Consider the following 24,127-nt stretch of genomic DNA (forward strand, 5'->3'; position numbering starts at 1 on the left):
ACCGATAACAAAAGCTCAAATCATTAACAATTAAATAACACTTTTGCATCAATAAAATAAAAATGATGGATTTTTAAGCCCCGAAAATCCCCCACAGATTTTTATTTGCACAGAATGTGAAGGCGGTCACGGGGTATGAATGCGTCAAACGGGTGCGTCGCTGCACCGGTTTTGTGCGATGTGCCGCCACGCTGCATCGCTGCATACGCGCCAGATCACAATCCTGCACAATAGCTGCCGTCAGAAATCAAAATAATTCCCTGCATACTCATTCCTTTTCCCTCGTTGCTGTAAAAGGGGATTTTTTATTTTATTCATTTTTTATGCAATTAATGTGAATAACAGGCGGTTTTAAGTGGTTGTTTTTTCTCGGTGCCGCCTTTTTTATTCACTTTTTTCCTTTGCTGGCACGAAGACTGCACTCTATGATGAGACTGAATGAGATTATTTATTAACTTTTGGATAACAAATTAATAACTGCATTTCCTGCCTGTATGGGGACCCAAACGTGCACCCTGAATTCAGTCGGCCATCGATACTTAATAAAGAGGTTTATATGGAACACCAACAGCACCCGCAAAATGTCAGCCGCCAGAACTTTGATGACTGGATGGTGCCTGTTTACGCCCCTGCCGCGTTTATTCCGGTGCGCGGCGAAGGATCCTGGCTGTGGGATCAAGCGGGCAAAGACTATGTGGATTTTGCTGGCGGTATCGCGGTGAATGCGCTGGGACATGCGCATCCTGAAATTCGTAAAGCGCTGCATGATCAGGCCGATAAAGTCTGGCATCTGGGCAACGGTTACACCAACGAACCGGTGCTGCGTCTGGCGAAACAACTGATCGACGCGACGTTTGCCGACAAAGTGTTTTTCTGTAATTCCGGTGCGGAAGCCAACGAAGCGGCGCTCAAACTGGCGCGGCTTTACGGACACAAAGCCGGTGGCGATAAGAACGAAATTATTGCCTTCAAAAACGCCTTCCACGGCCGCACGTTGTTTACCGTCACTGCGGGCGGCCAGCCGAAATATTCCGAAGATTTCGCGCCGCTGCCACCGGCCATTACGCATCTGCCGTTTAACGATCTGGCCGCCGTTGCCAGCCAGATTTCTTCCCGTACCTGCGCCGTGATTGTTGAGCCGATTCAGGGCGAAGGCGGCGTGGTGCCAGCCGATGCGCATTTCCTGCAAGGGCTGCGCGAACTGTGCGACAAACATCAGGCCGTGCTGATTTTCGATGAAGTCCAGACCGGCGTGGGCCGTACCGGCGAGCTGTATGCCTACCAGCATTACGGCGTGGTACCGGACATTTTAACCAGCGCCAAAGCGCTCGGTGGTGGTTTCCCGATTGGGGCGATGCTCACCACCGACCGCTACGCCGTACTGTTCCAGCCGGGCACGCACGGCACCACCTACGGCGGCAACCCGCTGGCGACGGCGGTGGCGGGGAAAGTCTTCGAGATGATCAATACGCCGGAGGTGTTGTCGGGCGTGAAGAAACGTCATCAGTGGTTCCTCGATGGCCTGAAACGCATAAACGACCGTTATCACGTCTTCAGCGAAGTGCGCGGGCAAGGTTTGCTGCTCGGCGCGGTGATGAGTGAACGCTATAAAGATCAGGCAAAACAATTGAATACGCTGGCGGCCGAAGAAGGGCTGATTGCGCTGATTGCCGGGCCAAACGTGTTGCGCTTTGCGCCGTCGCTGATTATTCCGGGTGCGGATATTGAAGAAGGGCTTAACCGCCTTGAACGCGCCGTGGCGCGCCTTTGCGTATGATGGTTTCGGATACATAAGCTTTGGGATGAAAGAGGTAAAGCATCATGATGTTGATTCGACCTGTGCGGCCCGGCGATCTCGCCGATATCCTGCAGTTGTCAGGCAAAACCGGCATCGGTTTAACGTCTTTGCCCAAGGATGAAGCGCATTTACGCGGACGCATTGAGCGTTCGGTGGCGACCTGGGAAGGTCGCCTTGAGAAAGCTGATCAGGGTTATTTGTTTGTGCTTGAAGACACGGAGCTTGAAAAAGTCGTGGGCGTCAGCGCCATTGAAGTGGCCGTCGGGCTGAGCGAACCCTGGTATAACTTCCGCCTCGGCACGCTGGTTCACGCCTCAAAAAGCCTGAATATCTACAAACCGGTGCCAACGCTGTTCCTCAGCAACGACCACACCGGTTACACCGAACTATGCACGCTGTTCCTCGACCCGGATTACCGTCACGGTAAAAACGGCCAGCTGTTATCAAAGGTTCGCTTTCTGTTTCTGGCCGCTTTTCGCGAATACTTCTCCCGCAAGGTGATTGCGGAGATGCGCGGCATGTCGGATGAAAGCGGCCATTCTCCGTTCTGGGACAGCGTCGGGCGACATTTCTTCGGCATGGAATTCGCCGAAGCCGATCGTCTGACCGGCATGGGGCAAAAATCTTTTATTGCCGAACTGATGCCAAAACATCCGCTGTACACCGAACTGCTCAGCCACGACGCGCGGGAAGTGATTGGTGAGGTGCACCCGCAAACCGCACCGGCGCGCGCTGTGCTGGAAGGTGAAGGGCTGCGCTACGAAGGTTATGTCGATATTTTCGACGCGGGCCCGACCCTTGAAGGCGAAATTGATTCGCTGCGCGCCGTTAAAGAAAGCCGCCTGTTGCCGGTCCGGCTGGCAGAACATCGCGCCGACCGTGACGAGCCGCAATATCTGGTCGCCAACGAGCAGTACCAGAATTTCCGTGCCTTGCTGATCCCCGGCGGTGATTCGCCGGAGTCCATCCAGTTAAACGCCCGCGAAGCTGACTTGCTCGGTCTTCGTGAAGGCGACAGCCTGCGCGCCGTGGCGCTTTTTCCCGGCAGCAGCGCAATTCAACCGACACAATTTCATAAAAAGGAAAGTCTCGCATGATGCAACCCGCACTCTTTATTCAGGGCCAGTGGCGCAGCGGGCAAGGTGCGCAGCTTAGCAAAACCAATCCGGCGGATAACACATTGTTGTGGTCGGCGCTGAGCGCTGACGCGGAAGATGTTGAAATGGCCTGCACGGCAGCGCGCACAGCGTTTCCGGCGTGGGCACGTAAAACCGTGGCCGAACGTAGCGATGTGATTAAACGTTTCGCGGATTTACTGACCGAACATAAAACCCGTCTGGCGGAAATCATCAGCCTGGAAACCAGCAAACCGCGCTGGGAAACACTGACAGAAATGCAGGCGATGATCGGTAAAGTGGCGATTTCACTGGAAGCCAATCAGCAACGCACCGGTGAAAAACACACGGCAATGCCGGACGGCGAAGCGGTGTTACGCCATCGCCCGCACGGCGTTCTGGCGGTGTTCGGCCCGTATAACTTCCCCGGTCATCTGCCAAACGGCCACATCGTTCCGGCGCTGCTGGCGGGCAATACGATCGTTTTCAAACCGAGCGAGCTGACGCCGAAAACCGCAGAAGAAACCGTGAAACTCTGGCAGCAGGCCGGTTTACCGGAAGGCGTACTGAATCTGGTGCAGGGCGGGCGCACGACAGGCGAAGCGCTGGCAGCCTGCGGGACTATCGACGGGCTGTTGTTTACCGGCAGTGCGGGCACGGGTTATCAGTTGCATCGCCAGCTGGCGGGGCAGCCGGAAAAAATTCTGGCGCTGGAAATGGGCGGCAACAACGCGCTGATCGTCGAGCCGGTTGAGGATATTGATGCCGCCGTCAATCTGACGATTCAGTCGGCGTTTATTTCCGCCGGGCAGCGTTGTACCTGCGCGCGCCGTTTGCTGGTAAGAGAGGGCGCGGCGGGCGATGCGTTTATCGCGCGTCTGCTGGATGTCACGATGCAACTGCGCGTTGGCGGCTGGAATGACGAGCCGCAACCGTTTATGGGCGGTGTCATTTCGGATACCGCAGCCCGCAATATGCTGAAAGCGCAGGATGAACTGCTGGCGCTGGGCGGCAAACCTTTGCTGCTGCTGACGCGTCCTGACCCGCTGAACACGGTACTGACACCGGGGATTATCGATCTCACCGGCGTGGCTGGCATTCCGGATGAAGAATATTTTGGCCCGCTGCTGGGCGTTTACCGTTACAGCGATTTTGACAGTGCCATCCGTCTTGCCAATCAGACCCGTTTCGGGCTGGCCACCGGGCTGATCTCCACTGAGCGTGCTCAGTTTGAGCAGCTATTATTGGAAGCGAGGGCGGGTATTGTGAACTGGAACAAACCGCTGACTGGCGCATCAAGCAACGCGCCATTCGGCGGTATCGGCGCTTCCGGTAACCACCGTCCGAGCGCGTATTATGCGGCGGATTACTGCGCGTGGCCGATGGCCTCGCTGGAAACAGACAAGCTGGAACTTCCTGCGACGCTGTCGCCGGGTGTTGATTTCCGCACAACCTGAGGAGAGCTGGAATGTCTGGATGTGAAGCAAATTTTGACGGACTCGTCGGGCCAACGCACCACTATGCGGGGCTGTCTTTTGGCAATGAAGCCTCGACTAAAAATCAGTACGCCGTCGCCAACCCGCGTCTGGCGGCGAAACAAGGCTTACTGAAAATGAAAGCGCTGGCCGACCTGGGCTTTGCGCAGGGCATTTTGCCGCCTCACGAACGGCCGCATCTCAGCACGTTGCGTAAGATGGGATTCGGCGGAAGCGACCGTGAAGTGCTGGCAAAAGCGCAGGCGTATTCGCCGCGTCTGTTGTCTTCGCTGAGTTCTGCGTCGTCCATGTGGGTGGCGAATGCAGCGACGGTTTCCCCTTCGGCAGACAGCGGCGACGGGCGCGTCCATTTCACCGTCGCTAACCTGAATAACAAGTTCCACCGTGCGATTGAAGCGGAAACCACGTCAGCTATTCTGCGCGCGACGTTCCACGCGGACCGCTATTTTGCGCATCACGAAGCGCTGCCGCAGGTGGCTGCGTTAGGCGATGAAGGCGCTGCTAACCATAACCGGTTATGTGGTGCTTACGACAAACCCGGCGTGCAGGTTTTTGTGTACGGACGCGACGGGCTGGCGACGGGCGAAAACGAACCGGTGCGTTATCCGGCGCGTCAGACGCGTCTGGCCAGTGACGCCGTAGCGCGTTTGCATCAGCTCGATGAAAAAAGAACGGTTTTCATCCAGCAAAATCCGCAGGCCATCGACAGCGGCGTTTTCCATAATGATGTGATTTCGGTCAGTAACGGCAACGTGCTGTTCCATCATCAGCAGGCGTTTGTGAATACGGCCAGCGCACTCAGTGAAATCCGCCGCAAAATGGCCGCGCTTGAACTGGATTTCCAGCCGATTGAAGTGCCGCAGGCGAAAGTTTCGCTGGATGACGCCGTGGCAACGTATCTTTTCAACAGCCAGCTGCTGACCAAATCCGACGGAAAAATGCTTTTAGTGGTGCCGGAAGAATCGCGCCAGCACACCGGTGTCTGGGCTTATTTGTCCGAATTGATCGAAAGCGGCGGGCCAATTAATCAGATCGAAGTGTTTGATTTGCGCGAGAGTATGCGCAACGGCGGCGGCCCGGCGTGCCTGCGTCTGCGCGTGGCGCTTAACCGTAATGAACTGAATGCGGTGAATGTGGCGTCGATGATGAGCGACGGCCAGTTTGTGCGCCTGAATACGTGGGTGGATACGCATTACCGTGACCGGATGCAGGCTAAAGATCTGGCCGATCCGCAACTGCTGACCGAAGTGCGTACCGCGCTGGATGAGCTGACCAATATCCTCGGGCTGGGTGCTATTTATCCGTTCCAACGCTGATCCTCAAAGGAGTGAGTTATGTTTGATTTGTTAGCAGTGACGCTGGCGGGCGAGCCGGTCACTGAACCGGCCGGACAAACCGAAACGCTGGACTGGCAGTGGCGCGGCGAGGGCATTCTCGAACTGTCGCCGCGCGCGTTCTGTGACACCGCCGTCGTGATTTCGGCGGGTATTCATGGCAATGAGACGGCACCGATAGAACTGCTGAATCAACTGGTCAGCGAGTTGCTCTCCGGCGCACGCGCGCTGCGTGTCCGGCTGCTGGTGCTGCTGGGAAATCCGCCGTCAATGCGACTCAGCAAGCGTTTTGTGGACGCGGACATGAACCGCATGTTTGGCGGCCGTCACGCACGTTATACCCAGAATGATGAAACCCGGCGTGCGCAGGAACTTGAGCAGGCGATGGCGCTGTTTTATCACAGCGCGACGGCCGCCGGTGCGGAACGGCGTTTTCATTATGATCTGCACACCGCCATTCGTGGTTCCCTGCACGTGCGTTTCGGGCTGTTGCCGTTGCAGACCAGACCGAAAAACGAGGCGATGCTGGCATGGCTCAGCGCGTGCGGACTCGACGCGCTGGTACATCACCGTTCACCGGGCGGCACCTTTACCCATTTCAGCAGCGAAGTGTTTCAGGCCGACAGCTGCACGCTGGAACTGGGTAAAGCATTGCCGTTTGGCAGCAACGATCATTCACAGTTCACGGGGGTTCGCCGGGGGCTGGAAACTCTGGTCAGCGGCGAGCCACTGCCTGACCGCGAAACCGGTGAGCCGCTTGTGCATTATCGCGTGGTGCAGGATGTGATTCGCTCGAAGGAAGATTTCCATCTGTTTATTCCCGCCGGTGCGCTGAATTTCACGCCTTTCAAAAAAGGTTTCGTGATCGCCAAAGAAACCGGGAAAACCTATCGGGTGGAAGAAGAGGAAGAAGAGGTGCTTTTCCCGAATCCGAATGTCGCACCCGGACTGAGGGCCGGGCTGATGCTGGTGAAGATGTAGATTTTTTTAAGGTAGATATAAAAGAAAAAGGTTCTGATTTTCATCAGAACCTTTTTCTTTTATATGGCGGTGAGGGAGGGGTTCGAACCCTCGATACGATTACTCGTATACACACTTTCCAGGCGTGCTCCTTCAGCCACTCAGACACCTCACCGGATCCGTTACACCGCAAGCGCTGCAACGGGGCATTACTATAGGGAGACAGCCCCTAAGGGTCAAGAAAAAATTGGGGGTTTTCTGTCAGCCGCTCACAGACTACGCAGGGCGGTAAGCGGGCACAGATGAATGACACATTGTTAAGTTTATCTCCCCGGCCCCTGGGGTCTTGTGAATGTCGCTAATGTTTTCTTAAAACGTATACAGCAGGGCGAAATTGACGGTGGTGCCGTCGCGTTGTTCAACGATCGGGCTTTTGCCGGCATGATCGCCCAGCCAGGTGTAATCCGCGCTGACGACACCGCCCCAGTTTGGTGTGAACTGATGGCTCCATGTCAGGCTGGTGTCCACGCCATAAAATCCTCCGGCGGCCTGATAGGGCGCAAAATCAGTACGCTCGCTTTGCTTTTCGCTCACACCGTAAAAGGTATTCATGTAGCGGCGGTCGCCAAAAAGTGCTGCCGACTGGAGCGCGACGGTGTCGGTGCTATTTTGCACAGGCAATATTGTCACTGACGTCTGATACTGCACGCCTTGTCCGTCAGTCAGGGGAAGCGTGGTTTTGCCTTCAAAGGAAAGCCACGGCGTCGCCGACCAGCCGATGGCGATGGCGGTATTGACGGCCACATCAATATTCCCCATGCCTTTCAGTTTTTCTGAGCCATCGCGCCAGGTCGAATTCCGGTCGGTCCGCCCCAGGCTGACGCCCAGCGTATGTTCAAGGTACAGGCCATTATCAGCCTGCAAGTCATATCCCAGACCTTTAAGCGAATCGAAGAAAACGGCGTTGTCGCGCGCCTGAATGACCGGCGCAACCAGCCAGTGACGTTCATCCGAGCCGCTGTAACGCGGCGCGCTTTGTGCGCCTATCCCGACGGTAAATGTTTGCGCAGGCGAAGCGCTGTCATCTGCCAGCGCCTGCAGCACTGTTGCGGACACGGTGAAACAGGTAATGTGCAGCATAAGTTTTCTGGATATCATTGTGGTTCCTCATCACCCAGCCGTATGGTTCGTAGCGGATCGTAGCCGCATCTGAAACCGGAGTATGCAGAGGCAGTGTCAATATACTGTCTGGGATTTATGAAGAAACAGTCAAGGCGAGAAACATGCAAACAAAACGAATTCTGATCATTGAGGACGACGCCGATGCGGCAGATGTCCTTGATGCTTATCTGAAACGTGAAGGTTATGAGGTACAGATTGCCGGTGACGGGGTGTCCGGGCTGGAGAATGCGCAGCGCTGGAAGCCTGATCTGATTTTGCTGGATGTGATGCTGCCGGGGATGCGGGGCACGGACGTTCTGGCGTCGATCCGTCGTGAAAGCAGCACACCCGTCATCATGGTGACCGCGATGGGTGATATGCCGGATAAAATTGGCGCGCTGCGATTTGGTGCGGATGATTATGTCGTCAAACCCTACAACCCCGGCGAAGTGGTGGCGCGGGTACAGGCGGTGTTAAGGCGTGTGGCGTCGGGCAACGAGGCGGCGTCGTCCGTTTTGTCCTGGCAGGGGCTCGATGTCGATGTCGATGCGCTCACCGCTTCCGTCCGGTCAGATTCGGGCGAACCGCGTTATCTTGATTTAACCCCCACGGAGTTCGGCGTTCTGAGCACATTAATGCGGGCTCCGACGCGTCCGTTCTCGCGGCAATATCTGCTCGAACATTGCCTGCCGGAAAGCGAGGCGCTGGAAAGGGTGGTGGATACGCATGTCTATAATCTGCGTAAAAAACTGGAATCCGCGGGGATCGTGAATGTACTGGTCAACGTGCGCGGCGTGGGCTACCGGTTCCGGCAACCATGAGCGGCTCACACTATCAGTCCCTGTGGCGCTGGATTTGTGTCCGTATTCTGACGCTGGCTATTGGCAGTGTGATCCTGATTGCGCTGTGCATGTGGCTGCGCTTTGTCATTGAGAATCTCTGGGTCTTGCACCATATGTCCCCGGCCATGCGGGCGGAATTTGAGGTTTTACGCAGCAACCCTGAGCTTAATCTGGCGCGTTTTCATGAGATTGTAGATCAGGGCTGGGGGGCGCGTTACTCCGATCCTTCTATAGCCTCTGCCGACTGGATGATGGTCGGCATACTGGTCGTCGTGGTGATCCCTATTATCGCTCTGTTGGGCCTCAAAGCCGCGCGGCCGCTTTCGTTACAGTTCAGCCGTCTTGCGCAGGTGGCACGGGCGGTCACGCAAGGGGATTTCAACACGCGGGCTGAGCCGGTCAAAAATGCCCCGGCGGAGCTTAACCAGTTCACCGACGATTTTAACGCCATGATGTTGCAACTTTCGCGCTATGAGCGGGAACTGCGTGCGTCTCATGTGGCGATGGCGCATGAACTTCGCTCGCCGCTGACGGCCGCGGTGGGGCGTTTGCAGGGGATGCTTGACGGCGTATTTCAGCCGGAGCCGCGTCAGTTGCAGATGGTCATGAAACAGCTTTTGCATCTGAACCGGCTGATCGACGAACTGCATTTACTTTCACTGGCCGATGCCGGTCAGCTCAATCTCAGTAAAACCCGCCTGGATCTGGCTGAGCTGCTGCGTGAGCGCGTAGCCTGGCTCAAACCCCAGTCAGCGGAAGCCGGGTTCGATATTGCCGTGACACCGGATATCCCATGCCCTTATGTCGGCGATCCCTTCCGGCTCGGGCAGGTATTGACCATTCTGATGGAAAATGCGCTGCGTTATGCGCAGGAAGGGCATCGCCTGGATATTTCGGTTTCGCGCACGAAAACCAGCGTTGAGATTACTTTTGAAGATCACGGGCCGGGTGTGGATGCCGATTTTTTGCCGGTGATGTTTGAACGTTTCAGCCGGGCGGAATCTTCCCGCGCGCGGCATTCCGGCGGCAGCGGGTTAGGGTTGTCCATTGCCCGGGCAATCTGTGAAGCCCACGGCGGCAGCATCAGGGCAGTGCGCAAAGAACCGCGCGGGCTGATGATTGCGGTCAGTTTGCCTCAGCCGGAAACCCCCCAATAAAAAAAGTGCGTGTCTTGACGGTTCCTTGATGAAATGTCGCGGGAATCTGGACAGTGGGTGGATTGAATAGCGATATCTCAATTCAGGAAGTCTGTCATGTTCGCTACTTTTACTGATTATGTTCGCCACGCGGTGCGCCATCTGGCCGCCTGTGACCGCCTGTGGCCGTTTATTCCTGCTGTATTCCTGCTGTTCGTCGCCATGCTGGTGTCCGGCTGTGGCGATAAAACGCATAAACAGGCGGCTTCCGTCAGGCCGGTGCGCGTGGTCATCGCGCCTTCTACCGGGGCTTCCGGCCTGTTTATCCAGACCGGCGAAATACGGGCTCATGAAGAGGCGTTGTTCGGGTTCCGGCTGGATGGACGGATTATTACCCGGCAGGCCGATGTCGGTCAGCGGGTGACCGCCGGGCAGGTTTTAGCCACGCAGGAAGCAGATACCCGCCGTAATCAGCTCAGCAGCGCGCAGGCCGATCTCGACAGCGCCCGCGCGGCGGAACAACTGGCTTCACTCAATCTCAGACGCATGAAGTTGCTGATGCCGGGCGGTGCTATCGCCCGCACGCAGCTTGATAGCGCGCAGTCCGACTGGCAGGCGGCCCGTTCACGGCGTCAGAGCAGTGAAGATGCGCTGAAAACTGCCCGCGAGAACCTCGGCTGGTCACAACTGTTGTCTCCGGCAGACGGGGTGATCACACAGGTCAGCGCCTCGGCCGGTCAGGTCGTTACCGCCGGGCAAACCGTGGTGACACTGGCGTCGGGCGCCGGGCGCGATGCGGTATTTGATGTGGCCGACACGCAGGCTGTTTCTGCGCAAGCCGGTAACGTTTTTTCCGTGTCGCTGCTTTCAGATTCATCGGTGGTTGCTCAGGGGCATTTACGGGATATCAGCCCGCAGGCCGATGCGCAAACCCGGACGTGGCGTGTTCGCATCACGCTCGACAACCCGCCGCCCGCGATGGCGCTGGGTGCCAGCGTGCAGCTCATTCTTCGCGCTTCAGATGAATCAGCAGTAGCACTTCCCGCTTCCGCCCTGACCCGCGCCGGGGGGCAGCCCGCCATTTTTATCGTGAATACCAAAACGCTGACGCTGCACCTGCGGCCGGTGGTGTTAGGGGGCTACAGCACTTCCGAAATCTTTGTTAAAACGGGCGTCAGCCCCGGCGAAACGGTGGTCATTGCCGGTGTGAGTCAGTTGCGGAACGGCGAAAAAGTGACCCTCGGGGAGGGCCGCGAATGAAGCCGTCATCGCCAGCAGGCAAATTCAATCTCTCCGCCTGGGCGCTGGCACATCAGCCGCTGATGGCCTTTTTTATGCTCATGTTAATGACCGCAGGCGTCATCAGTTACGCGCAATTGCCCCGCAACGAAGACCCGGCTTTTACCATTAAAACAGCGGTGGTGTCTGCCACCTGGCCGGGTGCCAGTGTGGCGGATACGGTGAATCTGGTCACGGACACGCTGGAAAAAAAACTACAGGAAATTCCGTATCTTGATTACGTCGAGAGTGATACGCACGCCGGGCAGTCGGTGATCTTCATTAATTTGCGCGATGACACGCCGCCGTCAGCGGTCGCCGGGATCTGGTATCAGGTGCGTAAAAAAATGCAGGATATTACGCCGTCATTGCCCGCTGGCGTACAGGGGCCGTCGGTCAACGATGAGTTCGATGACACGTTTGGCACGATCTATGGTTTTACCGCTGAAGGCTACACGCCCCGCGAGTTGCGCGACCGTGTGGAAGATATCCGCCGCAGCCTGATGTCGCTGCCGGATATGGGCAAAACCAGCCTGCTCGGTGTGCAGGAAGAAAACATCGTGATTGCGTTTTCGCCTGCGCAGCTCGCCGGTATGGGCTTAGATCTGCAACAGGTCGCCGATGCCCTGAAAGCGCAAAACGCCGTAGAGCCGTCGGGTGTCCTGCGCAGCGATCGCGAGAATATTGCGTTGCGCGTGAGCGGTGCCCTGACGTCAGAGCAAAGTTTGCGTGCCGTCACCTTGCACCTTGCCGGTCGCTACATTCCCCTGACCGATATCGCGACAATCAGCCGTGAGAACGCCGAGCCGCCGTCACCGGCATTCCGGGTTAACGGGCAACCGGCCATCGGGCTGGCGATTTCCATGGCGTCTTCCGGGAATATGTTGTCGTTTGGTAAGACGCTCAATGACCGGATGGCGGATATCCAAACGCGTCTTCCGCACGGGATTGAAATGGTGAAAGTGGCGGATCAGTCCGCCGTGGTTTCACAGGCCGTTAACAGTTTTATCCGGGTGCTTATCGAAGCCGTCGTGATTGTGCTGGCGGTGTCTTTTGTCTCGCTCGGCACCCGCGCCGGGCTGGTGGTTGCGGCCGCGATCCCTATTGTGCTGGCCATGACGTTTATTGGCATGATGCTGGCCGGAATCGGATTACAGCGTATTTCGCTGGGCGCGCTGATCATTGCGCTGGGGCTGCTGGTGGATGACGCGATGATCACCGTCGAAGCGATGGTGTCACGTCTCGAGGCGGGAGATTCTTTATGGCGCGCCGCGACTTACGCGTTTGAAACCACCGCATTCCCGATGCTGACCGGCACGCTGGTGATGATTGCCGGGTTTATTCCGGTCGGTTTCGCGGCCTCGAGCGCGGGCGAATATTGCTACTCCCTGTTCGCCGTGGTGCTGATTGCGCTTCTGTGTTCCTGGTTCGTTGCCGTTCTTTTCTCACCACTCATCGGCACGTGGATTTTGCCTGGAAAAACCGCTTCACACGCCAAAAAACGCGGCAAAATAATGCGTTTTTACCAGCGCCTGCTCAATTTTGTCCTGCATCACCGGTGTATGACGGTGGGCGTCGCCTGCCTGCTGCTGGGGATGTCGGCGTATGCAACGACGTTTATGCAGGGGGAGTTTTTTCCGGCTTCCGACCGCCCGGAACTGCTGGTCAGCCTGACCCTTCCCGCCAATGCGTCGCAGACAGAAACCGCGCGACAAACCGAACGGCTGGAACATGCGCTGCAAGGCAACAAATATGTCGATCACTTTTCGGCTTATGTCGGGTCGGGTGCTGTGCGTTTTTATCTGCCGATGGATGTGTTGCTGGATAACGAAAATACGGCGCAACTGGTGGTTGTGGCGAAAAGTCTGGAGGACCGGGACACACTTCGCGCGCAACTGGAAACCCTGTTAGCCCGTGATTTCAGCGACATCACCACCCGCGTCTCGCCGCTTGAACTCGGTCCGCCGGTGGGCTGGCCGGTGAAATATCGCGTCAGTGGCCCGGACTACGAGAAAGTCAGAATGACGGCGCAACAGCTTGCCGCCGTTCTGGGCAACAGCGCCGTGACCCGCGGAGTCAACCTGACCGCCGGAGAGCCCGAGCGGGTTATTACGCTGCGGGTGAATCAGACGGCGGCGCGCGCGGCGGGCGTTTCTTCAGAGAGCCTCGCGGCACTGCTTAACACCGTCTGGTCAGGCAGCGTGGTGACGACAGTCCGGGACAATAACCGGCTGATCGACGTGGTTCTGCGGGCAAATAACCGCGAACGTCAGGATATGACGACGCTTTCAGGGCTGATGATTACCACGGCTACGGGGCAGAAAATCCCGGTAAGTCAGGTTGCCACACCGGTCTGGGGGATTGACGATCCGGTCGTGTGGCGTCGCCAGCGGCTGCCGTTCATTACCGTGCAGACGGATATCGCGCCGGGGCTGCATGCGGAAACCGTGTCCCGGCAACTTGCACCGCAGGTTTCGCGCATCAGAGCGTCATTGCCACCAGGATATAAAGTCGAAGAGGGCGGTGTGGCGGCGGAATCAGATAAAGGCAACAACTCGGTCTACGCGGTGCTGCCGGTCACGCTGTTCGTGATGTTGATCTTGCTGATGATTCAGTTACAGCGTTTTTCGCGCATGCTGCTGGCATTATTCATGGCGCCTTTTGGCCTTATCGGCATCATACTCGCCATGCTACCGACGGGTACGCCGATGGGGTTCGTCGCCTTGCTGGGGGTTATCGCGCTGGCCGGGATGATTATCCGCAACGCGGTGATTCTGATCAGCGAAGTGGACAATAACGTCATCGCCGGAATGGGCAGTAATGACGCCATCAAAGCCGCCGCCGAGCACCGTTCAAGACCGATTCTGCTGACAGCCTGTGCTGCCATTTTGGGAATGCTGCCGATTGCCGAACAGGTATTCTGGGGGCCGATGGCGTATGCCATTATCGGCGGACTGATCGTCGCCACCTTCTTAACGCTGACGGTGTTACCGGCTTCTTTGAGCCTTATTATGGCGTTTGAGAAATAGGACTTCTCAGTGCGCGGAACACGCCGGAATGGAAGAACGCCCGATGCACTGCACCGGGCGTTGTAAAGGCAGACAAATGTTAGCGTAAGCCAGGAAAACGCTGCGACTTATTCCTTAATGACCACGTCCGCCATCGGCGGAATGTAGCCGTAGTCGTATTCATCGACCACAAACGTGCGGTCACCTTTGATCTTGATTTTGACCGTAGGCGCTTCCGTACCACCAATACGGTAATCCATGCCGGTGGTGGCTTTATCTGCGGGCACGCTGTCAATGAATGAAGTGACGAGCCCGTTGGGCATGACGTAATGTGAGTAGGTCTGGAAGGGCTGGGATGGCGGATTGCCCAACACCAATGCAGAACCATTCAGCGGGGTATAAGGCCCGAAAATTTCATCACTGACAAAGCCATAAACCCCATCCGGCCCCGTCAGGCCGTCACCATAAGTAAATTTATGGCTGATAGTGAACAGATAATATTTACCGTCCTGGAACACAAAATGTGGGCGCTCGGTCTGGTCGTTTACGCCAACGGCAGTGACCAGCGGCGGGAGCAATGTCCAGCTGTCGCCATTTTCGTCATCGGCTTCAGCAATACCTACGCAACCTGTCTGATAGCGCGAATTACCCACATTTTCATAACCCGGCGGCACGTCACCGGTTTCGTCTGGCCCGACAATATGGCTACCGCGCACACCGGCCACATTGCCTTCAAACAACATATATAACTTGCCGCTTTTTGGATCACGGAATGGGAACGGGTCGCGAAAGCCCCAGTACGGATTTTGTGCTTCAGTCTGGTAAAGATTGCCGTCCGCTTCAAACAAAGCCTTCACGTCAGTAAAGTCGCTAAGACTCACGCCTTTATTGGAGGTCGCAATGCGTCCACGGACTTTGACAATCGTGGCACCCGGCGTGACGGCGGTATAATACAGGTCAATCTCACCCTGATTATTTAACAAAATAGGGGAGCCCGCCCATTCGCGTGTCGTCGGAGAAACGCCTTCTTTCATTACGCGGCCGCCAAATTTCCAGTTCTTCCCTGTTTTGGAATACCAGAAACACATTTTTGCCCGGCCATGACGATTATTCCAGTCCAGCGCAATATCATAATGACCGTTGGCATCAATATATTCAGGATTTTCAGGCTCACGGTCAGCCGTCAGTGTGAAAATAACGGACCAGCCATTTACCGAAAGCACTTTACCGTCAATGTCACGCAGCGGCATAGTATCCCAGATGAACACAGTGTCACTCATTACCGGGAAATCTGCGCTGACCAGCGGTTGGGTTGTGGTCGGGTCATTTTCATTCACTTTTAATGCATCTGCCCGGGACCAGATACTGGATTGAATAGCCGGTTGTTCCAGTAAAGATTTATCATTTAACGTACTCATAAAACCACCTCATCGTTTAACGTTTAAATAAAAATAAAAAAACTAATTTATTAACTCCCCGTCAGCTCGTCTTTTAAATCTATAAATCAGAACCGCCGGGATGAATTAATACTGAAGAGAAAAGGTTTTGAGATAAAACGGGTTACGTTGTGTGAGAAATAGCAGGGCATATTTTCAATTAAACGTAAAAGTTAAACGTAATAGTGACCAGTCCGTGTTTTGAGTTTTATTAAACAGTGAACTCATTCATTGCAAACCTGAGCCTGCAGACCTGTCATTCGGTATAAAAGGGTGAAGGCTGGTTTTATTTTCCGCTATAATTCCGCCAATACTTTAGCAAAATTAATGAATTGGTGTTTTTTAACCTGATCGGTGTGAGGTATGCAAATGCGATATCTTTAGTTAAAAAATTGCCTGCTTTCAAAAGCAGGTGAGACAATATTTCACATAAATTACGATTGCAGATTGCTTACCAGTCACATGCCGTGTATTACACGAAATATTCAGCAGGACAGAGAGGACGGATGTCGGATGTAATTTCTTGTTACTTCTAAGTGGAAAAGATACACTCTTTCAGGTGATTTTATTACAGTGGCTACCATGTTATGGACTTCATAGAGTTAACGTTTATTAACACGCTCGTCGGTATTTGTATCACTTATACCTGCATATCCATCCCTCTGATAAACTATAAATCTGCACTAAGCCGGTACCTCTCCTTGAAGATAGTGCTAGGAATAGTGCTGGGTTTGGCTAGCATTTATTTGTTTAAGATCGGAGCGCAGCACAGTACCAGCATTTATAGTGTCGTTATATCGCCGATCACTTTTGGACTCATCATCTTTGGGTATCCGACATTTTTTGCCAGTCTGATTGTGAGCACTGTGTTTTTATTTGGTGTATCGACATTTTATGATGCATTTTCTCTTGTATATTTTGTGTTATTAATGATTTTTCATATAAAGGGGCGAGTGGGTGTAAGGTACGTTCTTTACTCCTACAGTATTGCGCAGGCCTTCAACTTGCTCATCCATATCAGTATTCTTAATGAAAAGGGATATTGGGAACTTGCCATAATTAAAACCATCATGAGTTTGCTCTATATCTCTCTGGTTTATGTTTTCCTGAATAACCTGATAAATTTGTCAAAAAGAGAGTTGTTTTTCAAAAACGCCTCTAAAATCGATCCGCTTACAGGGGTTAGCAACAGAAGAAGCATCGATGATCATATCAACTATCTGGGTGAGACCTCTGAAGAAAATTTCTGTGTGCTCATGCTGGATATCGATAATTTCAAATCGTTGAATGATAATTTTGGACATCCGTTCGGAGATAAGGTCATCAAGAAAATTGCTCAGATCGTAAAGGATAATGTCCGGATAAATGATTTTGTGGGGCGATATGGCGGGGAGGAATTCATCATATTTATAAACGCAAACTTACAAAATGCTGCGAAAATAGCAGAAAAAATAAGGTTGGTAATCCAGGACAGTAATTTAAAATTTGACAGTAATGAAGTGAAGGTGACCGTTTCTATCGGCCTGGCAGAACACACGCTCACGCAATCTGTGCTTGAAACAATAAGCTGCGCCGATAATGCGCTTTATACCGCCAAGACCAGTGGGAAAAATAAAGTCATTTCGCTTAGCGAGTCGGTTGTTTGATGTTTGGCGTTTTTAAATTTGCGCGGGTGCATTTGTTTTGACATTTCCACGCCAAATTTGAGGTCGGTTTACAGAGTAGAGTCGCCTTTTTTAGGCATCAATATTTCGATGTCTTCCAGGGGACGGAGGGGAATAAGAAACCCTGGGCGCAGGACACCCCGCTGTATTTAAGGCTTCTTAACTGAGTGCCGGTTTCAACACCTTCAACGATGATGGAAGCGCAATGCTGGCTGATATTATCCAGGATGTTTGCCCACATTACCGAATTACCATTTTCCCAGAAGAATTTCTTATCTATTTTTACTGATTCGAATTTTGTGTTTTTTAATGTATTGATATTGCTGAAGTCAGTGCCGTAGTCATCGAGCCATAATTCGTATTTATCAGCCAATGCGTCCAGAATGATATTCCCTTCTGATTTATCTATTTTGGGGAAGCGCTCAGATATCTCTAATCTGATAAAGTCATTTTTTTCTAAAATTTCTTGTATATGATTCTCTTCGAGAATCATGATTGCCATACTCTGATCGATGTTCAGGGAGCACAGGAGTTTGTTTTTTTCAAAAAAAAGTGATTGGGCGTTAATTTCAGTTAACTGTGCTAGCAATAATTCACGTTTAGATTTTGTGTCCAGAGAGCTGATAAATTTTTGAGGTTCCATTTTTCCCCCGCCGTAACCGCCCTCAAAACTCGTCAATACTTCGACTGCGTGTAGTGACCCTCCGATACTATATATAGGTTCGCATCTGAATTTGCATGAGACCTGAAAATTTAAACGCAACATCATTTCCTCCCTAAAAGTCCGTTATTGTGTAATGGTGATCATTGATCACTTTCGCGAATTAATAAACATATATTGATCGATTTTTCCTATGATAAAACCTATTGATTAATACCTATTGATCGATAAAACAAATCTAACTCGCTGATTTTATGTGTTATATGATTTTGAAATGTGAATGAAAGCATAAGGAACCATAATATTTCCTAAAGCAAGCCGTTCTGTGTATTTCTGCACGCGTTTCGCGCAACGCTTTTTCTATTTGTAAACCCGTCAAACCCGCTTTAACAGGGACGCTGAACCTTTGTGCGAGTCCTGTTTCTGAGAATGACTGGGAAACGTTATAATGTGGGGATAGGATAGGTTGTGACGCTCATTGCGCCATCTTCGCCAGGCGTACAGAGTGATTGTAGCAGGCGAGGAAGAACAGAAAATCTAACTTCACCGGGAGTATTGCCATGTTGACCGATCTCAGCAGCGATGAAAATAAAATGCGCGCGGCGATCGACCTGCTGAAAAGCCATGATGAGGTTCGGGACGAGGCGTTGAAAAAATACACGCGTCTGGCCTGCCAGCTCTTGAAGGTGCCGATATGCTTTGTGTCGGTGATGGATGATGAAAAACAGTACATCAAATCCGCACAGAATGTTGCAATAACCGAAACAAGCCTCAGCGAAGCATTTTGCGTAAAAACGCTGAAACAAGGCGAGACGTTCATTTGTGCTGATACCGCCCGGCACCCTGATTTCAGGCACTATCAGGCTGTTACAGAAGCCCCTTTTGTCCGTTTTTATGCGGGTTGCCCGCTGAATACCCAGGACAGGGTATCCGTAGGCACATTGTGTATTTTAGATATACAACCCCGCACACTTTCAGCCGAGCAGGTGGAAATTTTTGAGACGCTGGCCGGGCTGGTGTCGGGTTTTCTGGCCTCGTGGCATGCTGTCGGCTACATCGACATTGTCACGCTTTTGCCAAATCGCCAGCGGATGCTCAAGGACATCGCTGTTTCGACTGAGAGCACGTTTAAGCTTGTCATTATTGACTGTATTGACATGCCGTTTGCCTATGAAATGGCGCGCTCGCTGGGGATGACGGCCGTGGAAAATTTACTGCGGGATATGGCGGTTCAGCTTCAAACCCGGTTGCAAATATCGGCACAACTCTACGCTGTTGCAGTCGGGCGATTTGCCTGGTTCACACCCGCCGAAGAGGGCGCGACATTAGAAAATATCGCCCTGCGCCTGCGCGGGATTCAGGCCAGAATCAATCCCGAGGTTCCGCTGGATCTGGATATTCATATTGGCGACTCAGGGCATTGCGATAAGACGATGGCGCCGGTTGAAATGCTGCGTCGTGCGGTCAGCGCACTGCATGAGGCGATAAGTCATGAACACCGGTTTATGACTTTTGATGCGACGCTGGACAACCGCAAGAAGAATGATTTTAGCCTCCTTACCGGCCTGAGAAAGGCGCTTCAGGAAGATCAAGGGTTATATCTGGTGTATCAGCCCAAGGTTTCGCTGGTGACCGGTCTGGTCACGGGCGTTGAGGCGCTTTTGCGCTGGAAGCATCCTGAACACGGCGAAGTCTTGCCCGGGCTTTTTATCCCTTTAGTGGAAAGAACCAGCCTGATGCGGGAACTGACGGCATGGGTCATTGATCATGCTATTGCTCAGTTAAGCCAATGGCGTGACCGGGGGCTTTCTTTACCTGTCTCTGTGAATCTGGCCGCCAGTGATTTTTCCCGGCCTGATTTTGCCGATGAACTTGAACAGAAAATGCGCGACGCCGGGCTGGCTCCCGCCTTGCTGGGTGTGGAGTGTTTAGAAACCGAGAAGATGCTGGAAAGCCCGGCAGCACTTCACGGGCTGGAGATGCTTAAATTGCGGGGCTTTAAGATCTCACTGGATGACTTTGGTTCCGGTTACAGCAACATCAACTATCTGCGGCAGATCCCCATGGATATCATTAAACTCGACCGTTCTATTGTCAGTAACATAGCCAGCGATAAAGCCGGTCGCATTATTGTTCGCAATGTCATCAGGCTGCTTAAGCAACTCGATTATGTGGTGCTGGCGGAAGGCGTGGAAGATGATCAAACGGTCGACATTCTGCGCGGGTTGGGGTGTGACGAGGTGCAGGGTTATGTCTACTCCAGGCCGCTGATACCCGTGGATTTGGAGACCTGGTGCCGGGCAAGAAAAAATTTTCCGGCTAAACCGTAAACCCAAAAGCCCGCTTAAGTTTCCTTGAGCGGGTTTTTAACATCGTATCTACCTGAAATAAAGTTTCGGGTACAATTGCGCAATATTCAGCGGAGAAGGCACCGCCAGGGATGTGTAAATGATGAAATATGCAGACAGGGAAATCTGCATAAGGATGATTTTCATTTCAATATGTGTCAGGGGGTAGTATGCCATTCGTGAAATATGAGAACGGACTTTTTACTAAGAATGAATCACGAAAAACCCTGTATATGCCAATGGTATTCTCTCTGGCGTTGTGTGTTTTGGTGATGATTATTAATTTGGTCAGCTTTCCCAAAAAAGAAATCGGGCATTCCTGGTTGGAGAATTCCGGCGGGGTATTTGATCTCGTTCAGTTGCTAATACTTAATTTTATCTTATGGAGTTTCAACCGCTTAACCGTTAAAGCCAGCCTGCGCAGGTGGATTAACCTGGGTTTGTTTATCTGGATAATGTCAGCCGCTTTTGATCTGATGGATGAGTTTATCCATCAACCGCTGTGGGTGGGATATTATATTGAGGATGTCTCCAGACTGACAGGGATGCTCTGCGTTTCGATGGGCATCTATTTTATTGTGCGGTACGTGAATGATCAATATGCCGATGCCAGCATTGATTCTTATCGTGATGAATTGACGCATTTGCCAAACCGACGTTATTTCAGAAATATTTTTCTGGAATTAAACACTACAAATATCTATGTTTTTATCATTGATGTCGACTTCTTCAAAAAAATCAATGACAAATATGGGCACGACATAGGTGATGAAGTCCTTCGGGACTTCGCGAATCTGTTAAGCAGCCTGTATGACGGTAATGTCACCGCCTCCAGAATCGGCGGCGAAGAGTTTGCGGTTATATTGCAATTGCCATCAAAACAGGAAGCCAATGTTGTGGCGGAAAAAATATTATCCCGAACCCGGGACTTAGTCATCCGGGGGGAAATCCGTTTTACCGTCAGTATCGGAGCCGGCCACAAAAAAGAAGATGAAACTGTCGAGAATTTACTCAAACGCGTCGATGTCGCCCTGTATGACGCGAAATGTCGGGGTAAGAACCGGATCGAATGGGCAGACGGGTAACGCACTCAGGTTTGGGAAAACGCTAAAGCCATGGCCCGTTTTCGCCGACCACTTTGCGTGGTGAATAAAAGAGAGGCGAAATAGCCTTCTCTTTTACTCATGACAAAAATTTGCCTACGCGGTGAGTTTACTTGCGAATTCCGCGACGTACTTACCTTGATGTCTTGCGATCGCTACTTCACGGTCATTTGGTTGTCGTGAGCCATCACCACCCGCTATTGTGGAGGCACCATAAGGTGTTCCGCCGCTAAAGTTTGAAATATCGAAAATTTCAGGCGCTGTGCCACCAATTGGGACAATAATCATACCGTGGTGGGCCAGCGTGGTCCACGTTGAAATGATGGTCATTTCCTGGCCGCCACCGGTGCCGGTAGAGGTGAACACGCTACCGATTTTTCCTGCAAGTGCGCCCTTGACCCAGAGTCCACCCGTTTGATCGAGAAAATTACGCATCTGTCCAGACATACTACCGAAACGGGTAGGTGTCCCAATTATGATGGCGTCATAGTTAGCGAGTTCTTCCGGGCTGGCCACCTCGGCCGCCTGCTCTGTTTTGCCCCCATGAGCTTTAAAGCTTTCAGTATTCATGGTTTCCGGCACGCGTTTAACCGAGACTTCTACGCCAGAAACGGTTTTGGCCCCTTCAGCAACGTGTTGTGCCAGCGTTTCAACATGGCCGTACATTGAATGATAGAGCACTAAAACTTTGGTCATTTTATTATCCTCATTGTCATTTTTGATGTTTTTATCACTGTCTAAAAATCGATGAAAAAAACGTTTTATCGGGTTCAATTCGTGTTTTTCCTGAGCATTGCCGTGGGTTAAAAAGGAGAGTCAGTCCGTACTGTCATTTGAAAATGGGAATGGATGTGTGAGCCTGTTTATTCAGCATTTCTGTCTGCAAACGACGTCCAATATCCTTGATTTTTTCTTCGCCTAACCGTAAAGCAGCATCACTGGTATGAACCGAATAGTTGCCTAATTTCAGATCATGCGGATGGGGAATGGCTGAACCGATCACAAACACCGCATCTTCATTACCCGCGCGAAGCTGGAGGGCGTGTTCACCTGATTCAAAAATGACAAATTCACCGGCTGCAACAACTTCAGAAGAGTGCAGGTTCCCGCGACTCACGCTCATCCACAATGTGGTATGCCCCGCAGGCGGGACATATTCCCAGGCGGTGTTTGGCGGCAGGGTGACCAACAAATAGTTAAGGCCGGGCTGTGCGCGGACGGGACTCTTAACACCATTGTGCTCTCCCACAATCACGTAAGCCGGCCCTGTTTTTGGCATCTCTGCGGCTTCGATATACTGGCTGTCGACCGGGCCATTTTCTAATTCTGCCGGTAACGCCACCCACAGTTGATAACCCCGTACCCGTTGGGACTTTCCCGCTGACATTTCTTTACCGTGCCAGACACCGCCCCCTGCACGCATCCATTCGACACCGCCGTAACCAATGAAACCGCTACCGGATATTGGATCATCAAAGCGCAGATCGCCTTCCGTGATAACCGTTACGGTGGCAATGCCTGAGTGAGGATGCATTGGCATCCGTTCTATTACAGCGGCGTCACCTTCAAACAAGTCGAGGAAAACAAAAGGTTTCGCGATCCGTCCGTAATCATGGGGACTCATAAGACGCACAATCGGCCCATGCCCGGTGCCCCGCGTACGGTATTCGATTTTACGTGAGGTGTTTTCAATGCTGAGTGAGGTGGTAGACATAGGATCCCCGTAAGTTGCTTTGCGTCGTTAGACTCTGGCCAGTCTGGTTTCAGACAGCGTGTGATGACATGTTAATGAATATGAGGTTTATTGATTAGGGGGTGTAATATCATTTCACTCATCCATTTTTGGAAGTAATTGAATGCTTGATCTCAATGATGTTGCGTTGTTCGTAAAGGTTGCTGAATCAGGAAGTTTTGCGGGGGCCGCGCGGCGCGTTGGATTACCGCCCAACACCTTAAGCCGCCGGGTACAGCATCTGGAAGACACGCTCAATGTCCGGTTGCTACACCGATCGACGCGCAAGCTAACCCTGACCGATGCGGGGAAGCGGCTTTATGAACACAGCGCAGATAAAATTAATGGGTTGCACGAAGTCAGCAGGTTGCTGGTGGGCGCAAATCAGGAGCCCATGGGCAATATCAGAGTGGCCGCACCGGCAGATTTTTTTGAAATATATTTAATGGAGTGGATTGCTGATTTCCTCTCTCTCTACCCAGGTCTTTACATTGATTTTGTGCTCAGCGATACGTTATCAGACATGATTGCTGAGGGTATTGATGTCGCTTTCCGCGGTGGGGTGCTGAAAGACTCAAGCCTGGTGGCACGAAAAATCAGCACAGGCCGCCGGATACTGGCTGCAAGTCAGGCGTTTTTGGATCAGCACGGTATACCGGCCGATATCCACGAATTGGGTAACTTTCAGTGCATCAGGGCTTCAAATCAGTCTGACCAGACGGTCTGGCATTTGACCGGGGAGGAGGGCGAGTTTGAGATCGAAGTGGGTGGACGTTTTTGTGCAAATACCGCGCAGGCGCAGCTTAAAGCGGCTTTATACGGCCTGGGTATTTGTTTATTGCCTGAATCCCTTTTACAAGAGAGTTTAAAAAACGGTCGTCTTGTTCCCGTGCTTCCAATGTACGGTCAGCCTAATAATGATATGTCGATTGTTTATCCCAGCAGGCGTCATATTCCCCTGGCCGTATCCGTGTTTGTTGAGCATACCGCCACACGATTTAAAAGTAAGATCATACATGCACCTGTCGTATTACAACGCGGCCGCCCTTCGTAAC

General features: G+C 52.6%; 18 protein-coding genes and 1 tRNA gene. 13 read left to right on the forward strand and 6 right to left on the reverse strand.

The window, feature by feature from the left end:
- The first annotated feature begins 556 nt into the window (after positions 1-556).
- From ACM5QY_RS13930 to astE, 5 genes are read left to right on the forward strand one after another with little or no spacing between them, the layout of a single operon-like run.
- Positions 557-1,777 (forward strand): aspartate aminotransferase family protein, encoded by a 1,221-nt coding sequence (locus ACM5QY_RS13930; RefSeq protein WP_416121366.1) that lies wholly within the window; start codon positions 557-559, stop codon positions 1,775-1,777.
- A gap of 44 nt (positions 1,778-1,821) precedes the next feature.
- Complete coding sequence (astA, locus tag ACM5QY_RS13935; protein ID WP_416121367.1) at positions 1,822-2,895, forward strand: arginine N-succinyltransferase; 1,074 nt, start codon at positions 1,822-1,824, stop codon at positions 2,893-2,895.
- The gene (astD, locus tag ACM5QY_RS13940; RefSeq protein WP_416121368.1) at positions 2,892-4,370 is read left to right on the forward strand and encodes a succinylglutamate-semialdehyde dehydrogenase; all 1,479 of its coding nucleotides are present in this window, start codon (positions 2,892-2,894) and stop codon (positions 4,368-4,370) included. Before astA ends, astD begins: the two co-directional genes overlap by 4 nt.
- An 11-nt stretch (positions 4,371-4,381) precedes the next feature.
- Entirely contained in the window at positions 4,382-5,725 is a 1,344-nt protein-coding gene (astB, locus tag ACM5QY_RS13945) for an N-succinylarginine dihydrolase (protein ID WP_416121369.1), read from the forward strand.
- Positions 5,726-5,743: 18 nt separating this feature from the next.
- Positions 5,744-6,724 (forward strand): succinylglutamate desuccinylase, encoded by a 981-nt coding sequence (astE, locus tag ACM5QY_RS13950; protein WP_416121370.1) that lies wholly within the window; start codon positions 5,744-5,746, stop codon positions 6,722-6,724.
- 64 nt (positions 6,725-6,788) lie between these two features.
- Here astE and ACM5QY_RS13955 read toward each other — a convergent pair.
- Both ACM5QY_RS13955 and ACM5QY_RS13960 read right to left on the reverse strand, forming a co-directional pair.
- Positions 6,789-6,878 (reverse strand) — tRNA-Ser (locus ACM5QY_RS13955).
- 194 nt (positions 6,879-7,072) lie between these two features.
- Positions 7,073-7,861: a MipA/OmpV family protein gene (locus ACM5QY_RS13960; protein ID WP_416121371.1), complete on the reverse strand. Its 789-nt coding sequence runs from the start codon at positions 7,859-7,861 to the stop codon at positions 7,073-7,075.
- Between the two features lie 125 nt (positions 7,862-7,986).
- Here ACM5QY_RS13960 and ACM5QY_RS13965 point away from each other — a divergent pair, with 125 nt between their 5' ends.
- The 4 genes from ACM5QY_RS13965 to ACM5QY_RS13980 all read left to right on the forward strand — a co-directional run bounded on the left by ACM5QY_RS13965 (position 7,987) and on the right by ACM5QY_RS13980 (position 14,149).
- Positions 7,987-8,685, forward strand: a complete 699-nt coding sequence (locus ACM5QY_RS13965; protein WP_416121372.1) for a response regulator — start codon at positions 7,987-7,989, stop codon at positions 8,683-8,685.
- The gene (locus ACM5QY_RS13970; protein WP_416121373.1) at positions 8,682-9,863 is read left to right on the forward strand and encodes a sensor histidine kinase; all 1,182 of its coding nucleotides are present in this window, start codon (positions 8,682-8,684) and stop codon (positions 9,861-9,863) included. The genes ACM5QY_RS13965 and ACM5QY_RS13970 overlap by 4 nt, the downstream gene beginning before the upstream one ends.
- A 96-nt stretch (positions 9,864-9,959) precedes the next feature.
- A complete protein-coding gene (locus ACM5QY_RS13975) occupies positions 9,960-11,102 on the forward strand; it encodes an efflux RND transporter periplasmic adaptor subunit (protein ID WP_416121374.1) in 1,143 nt (380 codons plus the stop codon).
- Complete coding sequence (locus ACM5QY_RS13980) at positions 11,099-14,149, forward strand: efflux RND transporter permease subunit (RefSeq protein ID WP_416121375.1); 3,051 nt, start codon at positions 11,099-11,101, stop codon at positions 14,147-14,149. The genes ACM5QY_RS13975 and ACM5QY_RS13980 overlap by 4 nt, the downstream gene beginning before the upstream one ends.
- A 107-nt stretch (positions 14,150-14,256) precedes the next feature.
- Here ACM5QY_RS13980 and ACM5QY_RS13985 read toward each other — a convergent pair whose 3' ends face one another.
- Entirely contained in the window at positions 14,257-15,546 is a 1,290-nt protein-coding gene (locus ACM5QY_RS13985) for a glycoside hydrolase family 68 protein (RefSeq protein ID WP_416121376.1), read from the reverse strand.
- A 728-nt stretch (positions 15,547-16,274) separates the two neighbouring features.
- On the opposite strand from ACM5QY_RS13985, the gene ACM5QY_RS13990 reads away from it, so the two are divergent.
- A complete protein-coding gene (locus tag ACM5QY_RS13990) occupies positions 16,275-17,210 on the forward strand; it encodes a GGDEF domain-containing protein (protein WP_416122885.1) in 936 nt (311 codons plus the stop codon).
- A 97-nt stretch (positions 17,211-17,307) separates the two neighbouring features.
- Here the strand turns inward: ACM5QY_RS13990 and ACM5QY_RS13995 are convergent, their stop codons facing one another.
- The gene (locus tag ACM5QY_RS13995) at positions 17,308-17,997 is read right to left on the reverse strand and encodes an EAL domain-containing protein (RefSeq protein ID WP_416121377.1); all 690 of its coding nucleotides are present in this window, start codon (positions 17,995-17,997) and stop codon (positions 17,308-17,310) included.
- A gap of 452 nt (positions 17,998-18,449) precedes the next feature.
- On the opposite strand from ACM5QY_RS13995, the gene ACM5QY_RS14000 reads away from it, so the two are divergent.
- Together ACM5QY_RS14000 and ACM5QY_RS14005 are read left to right on the forward strand one after the other, a co-directional pair.
- Complete coding sequence (locus tag ACM5QY_RS14000) at positions 18,450-20,219, forward strand: sensor domain-containing phosphodiesterase (protein ID WP_416121378.1); 1,770 nt, start codon at positions 18,450-18,452, stop codon at positions 20,217-20,219.
- A 188-nt stretch (positions 20,220-20,407) separates the two neighbouring features.
- Positions 20,408-21,322, forward strand: a complete 915-nt coding sequence (locus ACM5QY_RS14005) for a GGDEF domain-containing protein (protein WP_416121379.1) — start codon at positions 20,408-20,410, stop codon at positions 21,320-21,322.
- A 114-nt stretch (positions 21,323-21,436) separates the two neighbouring features.
- Here the strand turns inward: ACM5QY_RS14005 and wrbA are convergent, their stop codons facing one another.
- Together wrbA and ACM5QY_RS14015 are read right to left on the reverse strand one after the other, a co-directional pair.
- Positions 21,437-22,036: an NAD(P)H:quinone oxidoreductase gene (gene wrbA / locus ACM5QY_RS14010; RefSeq protein ID WP_416122886.1), complete on the reverse strand. Its 600-nt coding sequence runs from the start codon at positions 22,034-22,036 to the stop codon at positions 21,437-21,439.
- A gap of 133 nt (positions 22,037-22,169) precedes the next feature.
- Positions 22,170-23,054 carry a pirin family protein gene (locus tag ACM5QY_RS14015; protein WP_416121380.1) on the reverse strand — a complete coding sequence of 295 codons (885 nt, stop codon included), beginning with the start codon at positions 23,052-23,054 and terminating at the stop codon, positions 22,170-22,172.
- A 142-nt stretch (positions 23,055-23,196) separates the two neighbouring features.
- Between ACM5QY_RS14015 and ACM5QY_RS14020 the strand changes: the two genes are divergently transcribed.
- A complete protein-coding gene (locus ACM5QY_RS14020) occupies positions 23,197-24,126 on the forward strand; it encodes a LysR family transcriptional regulator (RefSeq protein WP_416121381.1) in 930 nt (309 codons plus the stop codon).
- The last annotated feature ends 1 nt before the right edge of the window (position 24,127 follow it).

The organism is Rahnella sp. PCH160 (genome assembly GCF_047784855.1).
Lineage (GTDB): Bacteria > Pseudomonadota > Gammaproteobacteria > Enterobacterales > Enterobacteriaceae > Rahnella.

Coding starts and splice junctions, on each gene's coding strand:
- wrbA (WP_416122886.1), bottom strand. CDS start 22,036: ATGACCAAAGTTTTAGTGCTCTATCATTCAATGTACGGCCATGTTGAA.
- ACM5QY_RS13970 (WP_416121373.1), top strand. CDS start 8,682: ATGAGCGGCTCACACTATCAGTCCCTGTGGCGCTGGATTTGTGTCCGT.
- ACM5QY_RS14015 (WP_416121380.1), bottom strand. CDS start 23,054: ATGTCTACCACCTCACTCAGCATTGAAAACACCTCACGTAAAATCGAA.
- ACM5QY_RS13930 (WP_416121366.1), top strand. CDS start 557: ATGGAACACCAACAGCACCCGCAAAATGTCAGCCGCCAGAACTTTGAT.
- ACM5QY_RS14005 (WP_416121379.1), top strand. CDS start 20,408: ATGCCATTCGTGAAATATGAGAACGGACTTTTTACTAAGAATGAATCA.
- astA (WP_416121367.1), top strand. CDS start 1,822: ATGATGTTGATTCGACCTGTGCGGCCCGGCGATCTCGCCGATATCCTG.
- ACM5QY_RS13960 (WP_416121371.1), bottom strand. CDS start 7,861: ATGATATCCAGAAAACTTATGCTGCACATTACCTGTTTCACCGTGTCC.
- ACM5QY_RS13995 (WP_416121377.1), bottom strand. CDS start 17,997: ATGATGTTGCGTTTAAATTTTCAGGTCTCATGCAAATTCAGATGCGAA.
- ACM5QY_RS14000 (WP_416121378.1), top strand. CDS start 18,450: ATGTTGACCGATCTCAGCAGCGATGAAAATAAAATGCGCGCGGCGATC.
- astB (WP_416121369.1), top strand. CDS start 4,382: ATGTCTGGATGTGAAGCAAATTTTGACGGACTCGTCGGGCCAACGCAC.
- ACM5QY_RS14020 (WP_416121381.1), top strand. CDS start 23,197: ATGCTTGATCTCAATGATGTTGCGTTGTTCGTAAAGGTTGCTGAATCA.
- ACM5QY_RS13985 (WP_416121376.1), bottom strand. CDS start 15,546: ATGAGTACGTTAAATGATAAATCTTTACTGGAACAACCGGCTATTCAA.
- ACM5QY_RS13975 (WP_416121374.1), top strand. CDS start 9,960: ATGTTCGCTACTTTTACTGATTATGTTCGCCACGCGGTGCGCCATCTG.
- ACM5QY_RS13980 (WP_416121375.1), top strand. CDS start 11,099: ATGAAGCCGTCATCGCCAGCAGGCAAATTCAATCTCTCCGCCTGGGCG.
- astE (WP_416121370.1), top strand. CDS start 5,744: ATGTTTGATTTGTTAGCAGTGACGCTGGCGGGCGAGCCGGTCACTGAA.
- ACM5QY_RS13965 (WP_416121372.1), top strand. CDS start 7,987: ATGCAAACAAAACGAATTCTGATCATTGAGGACGACGCCGATGCGGCA.
- astD (WP_416121368.1), top strand. CDS start 2,892: ATGATGCAACCCGCACTCTTTATTCAGGGCCAGTGGCGCAGCGGGCAA.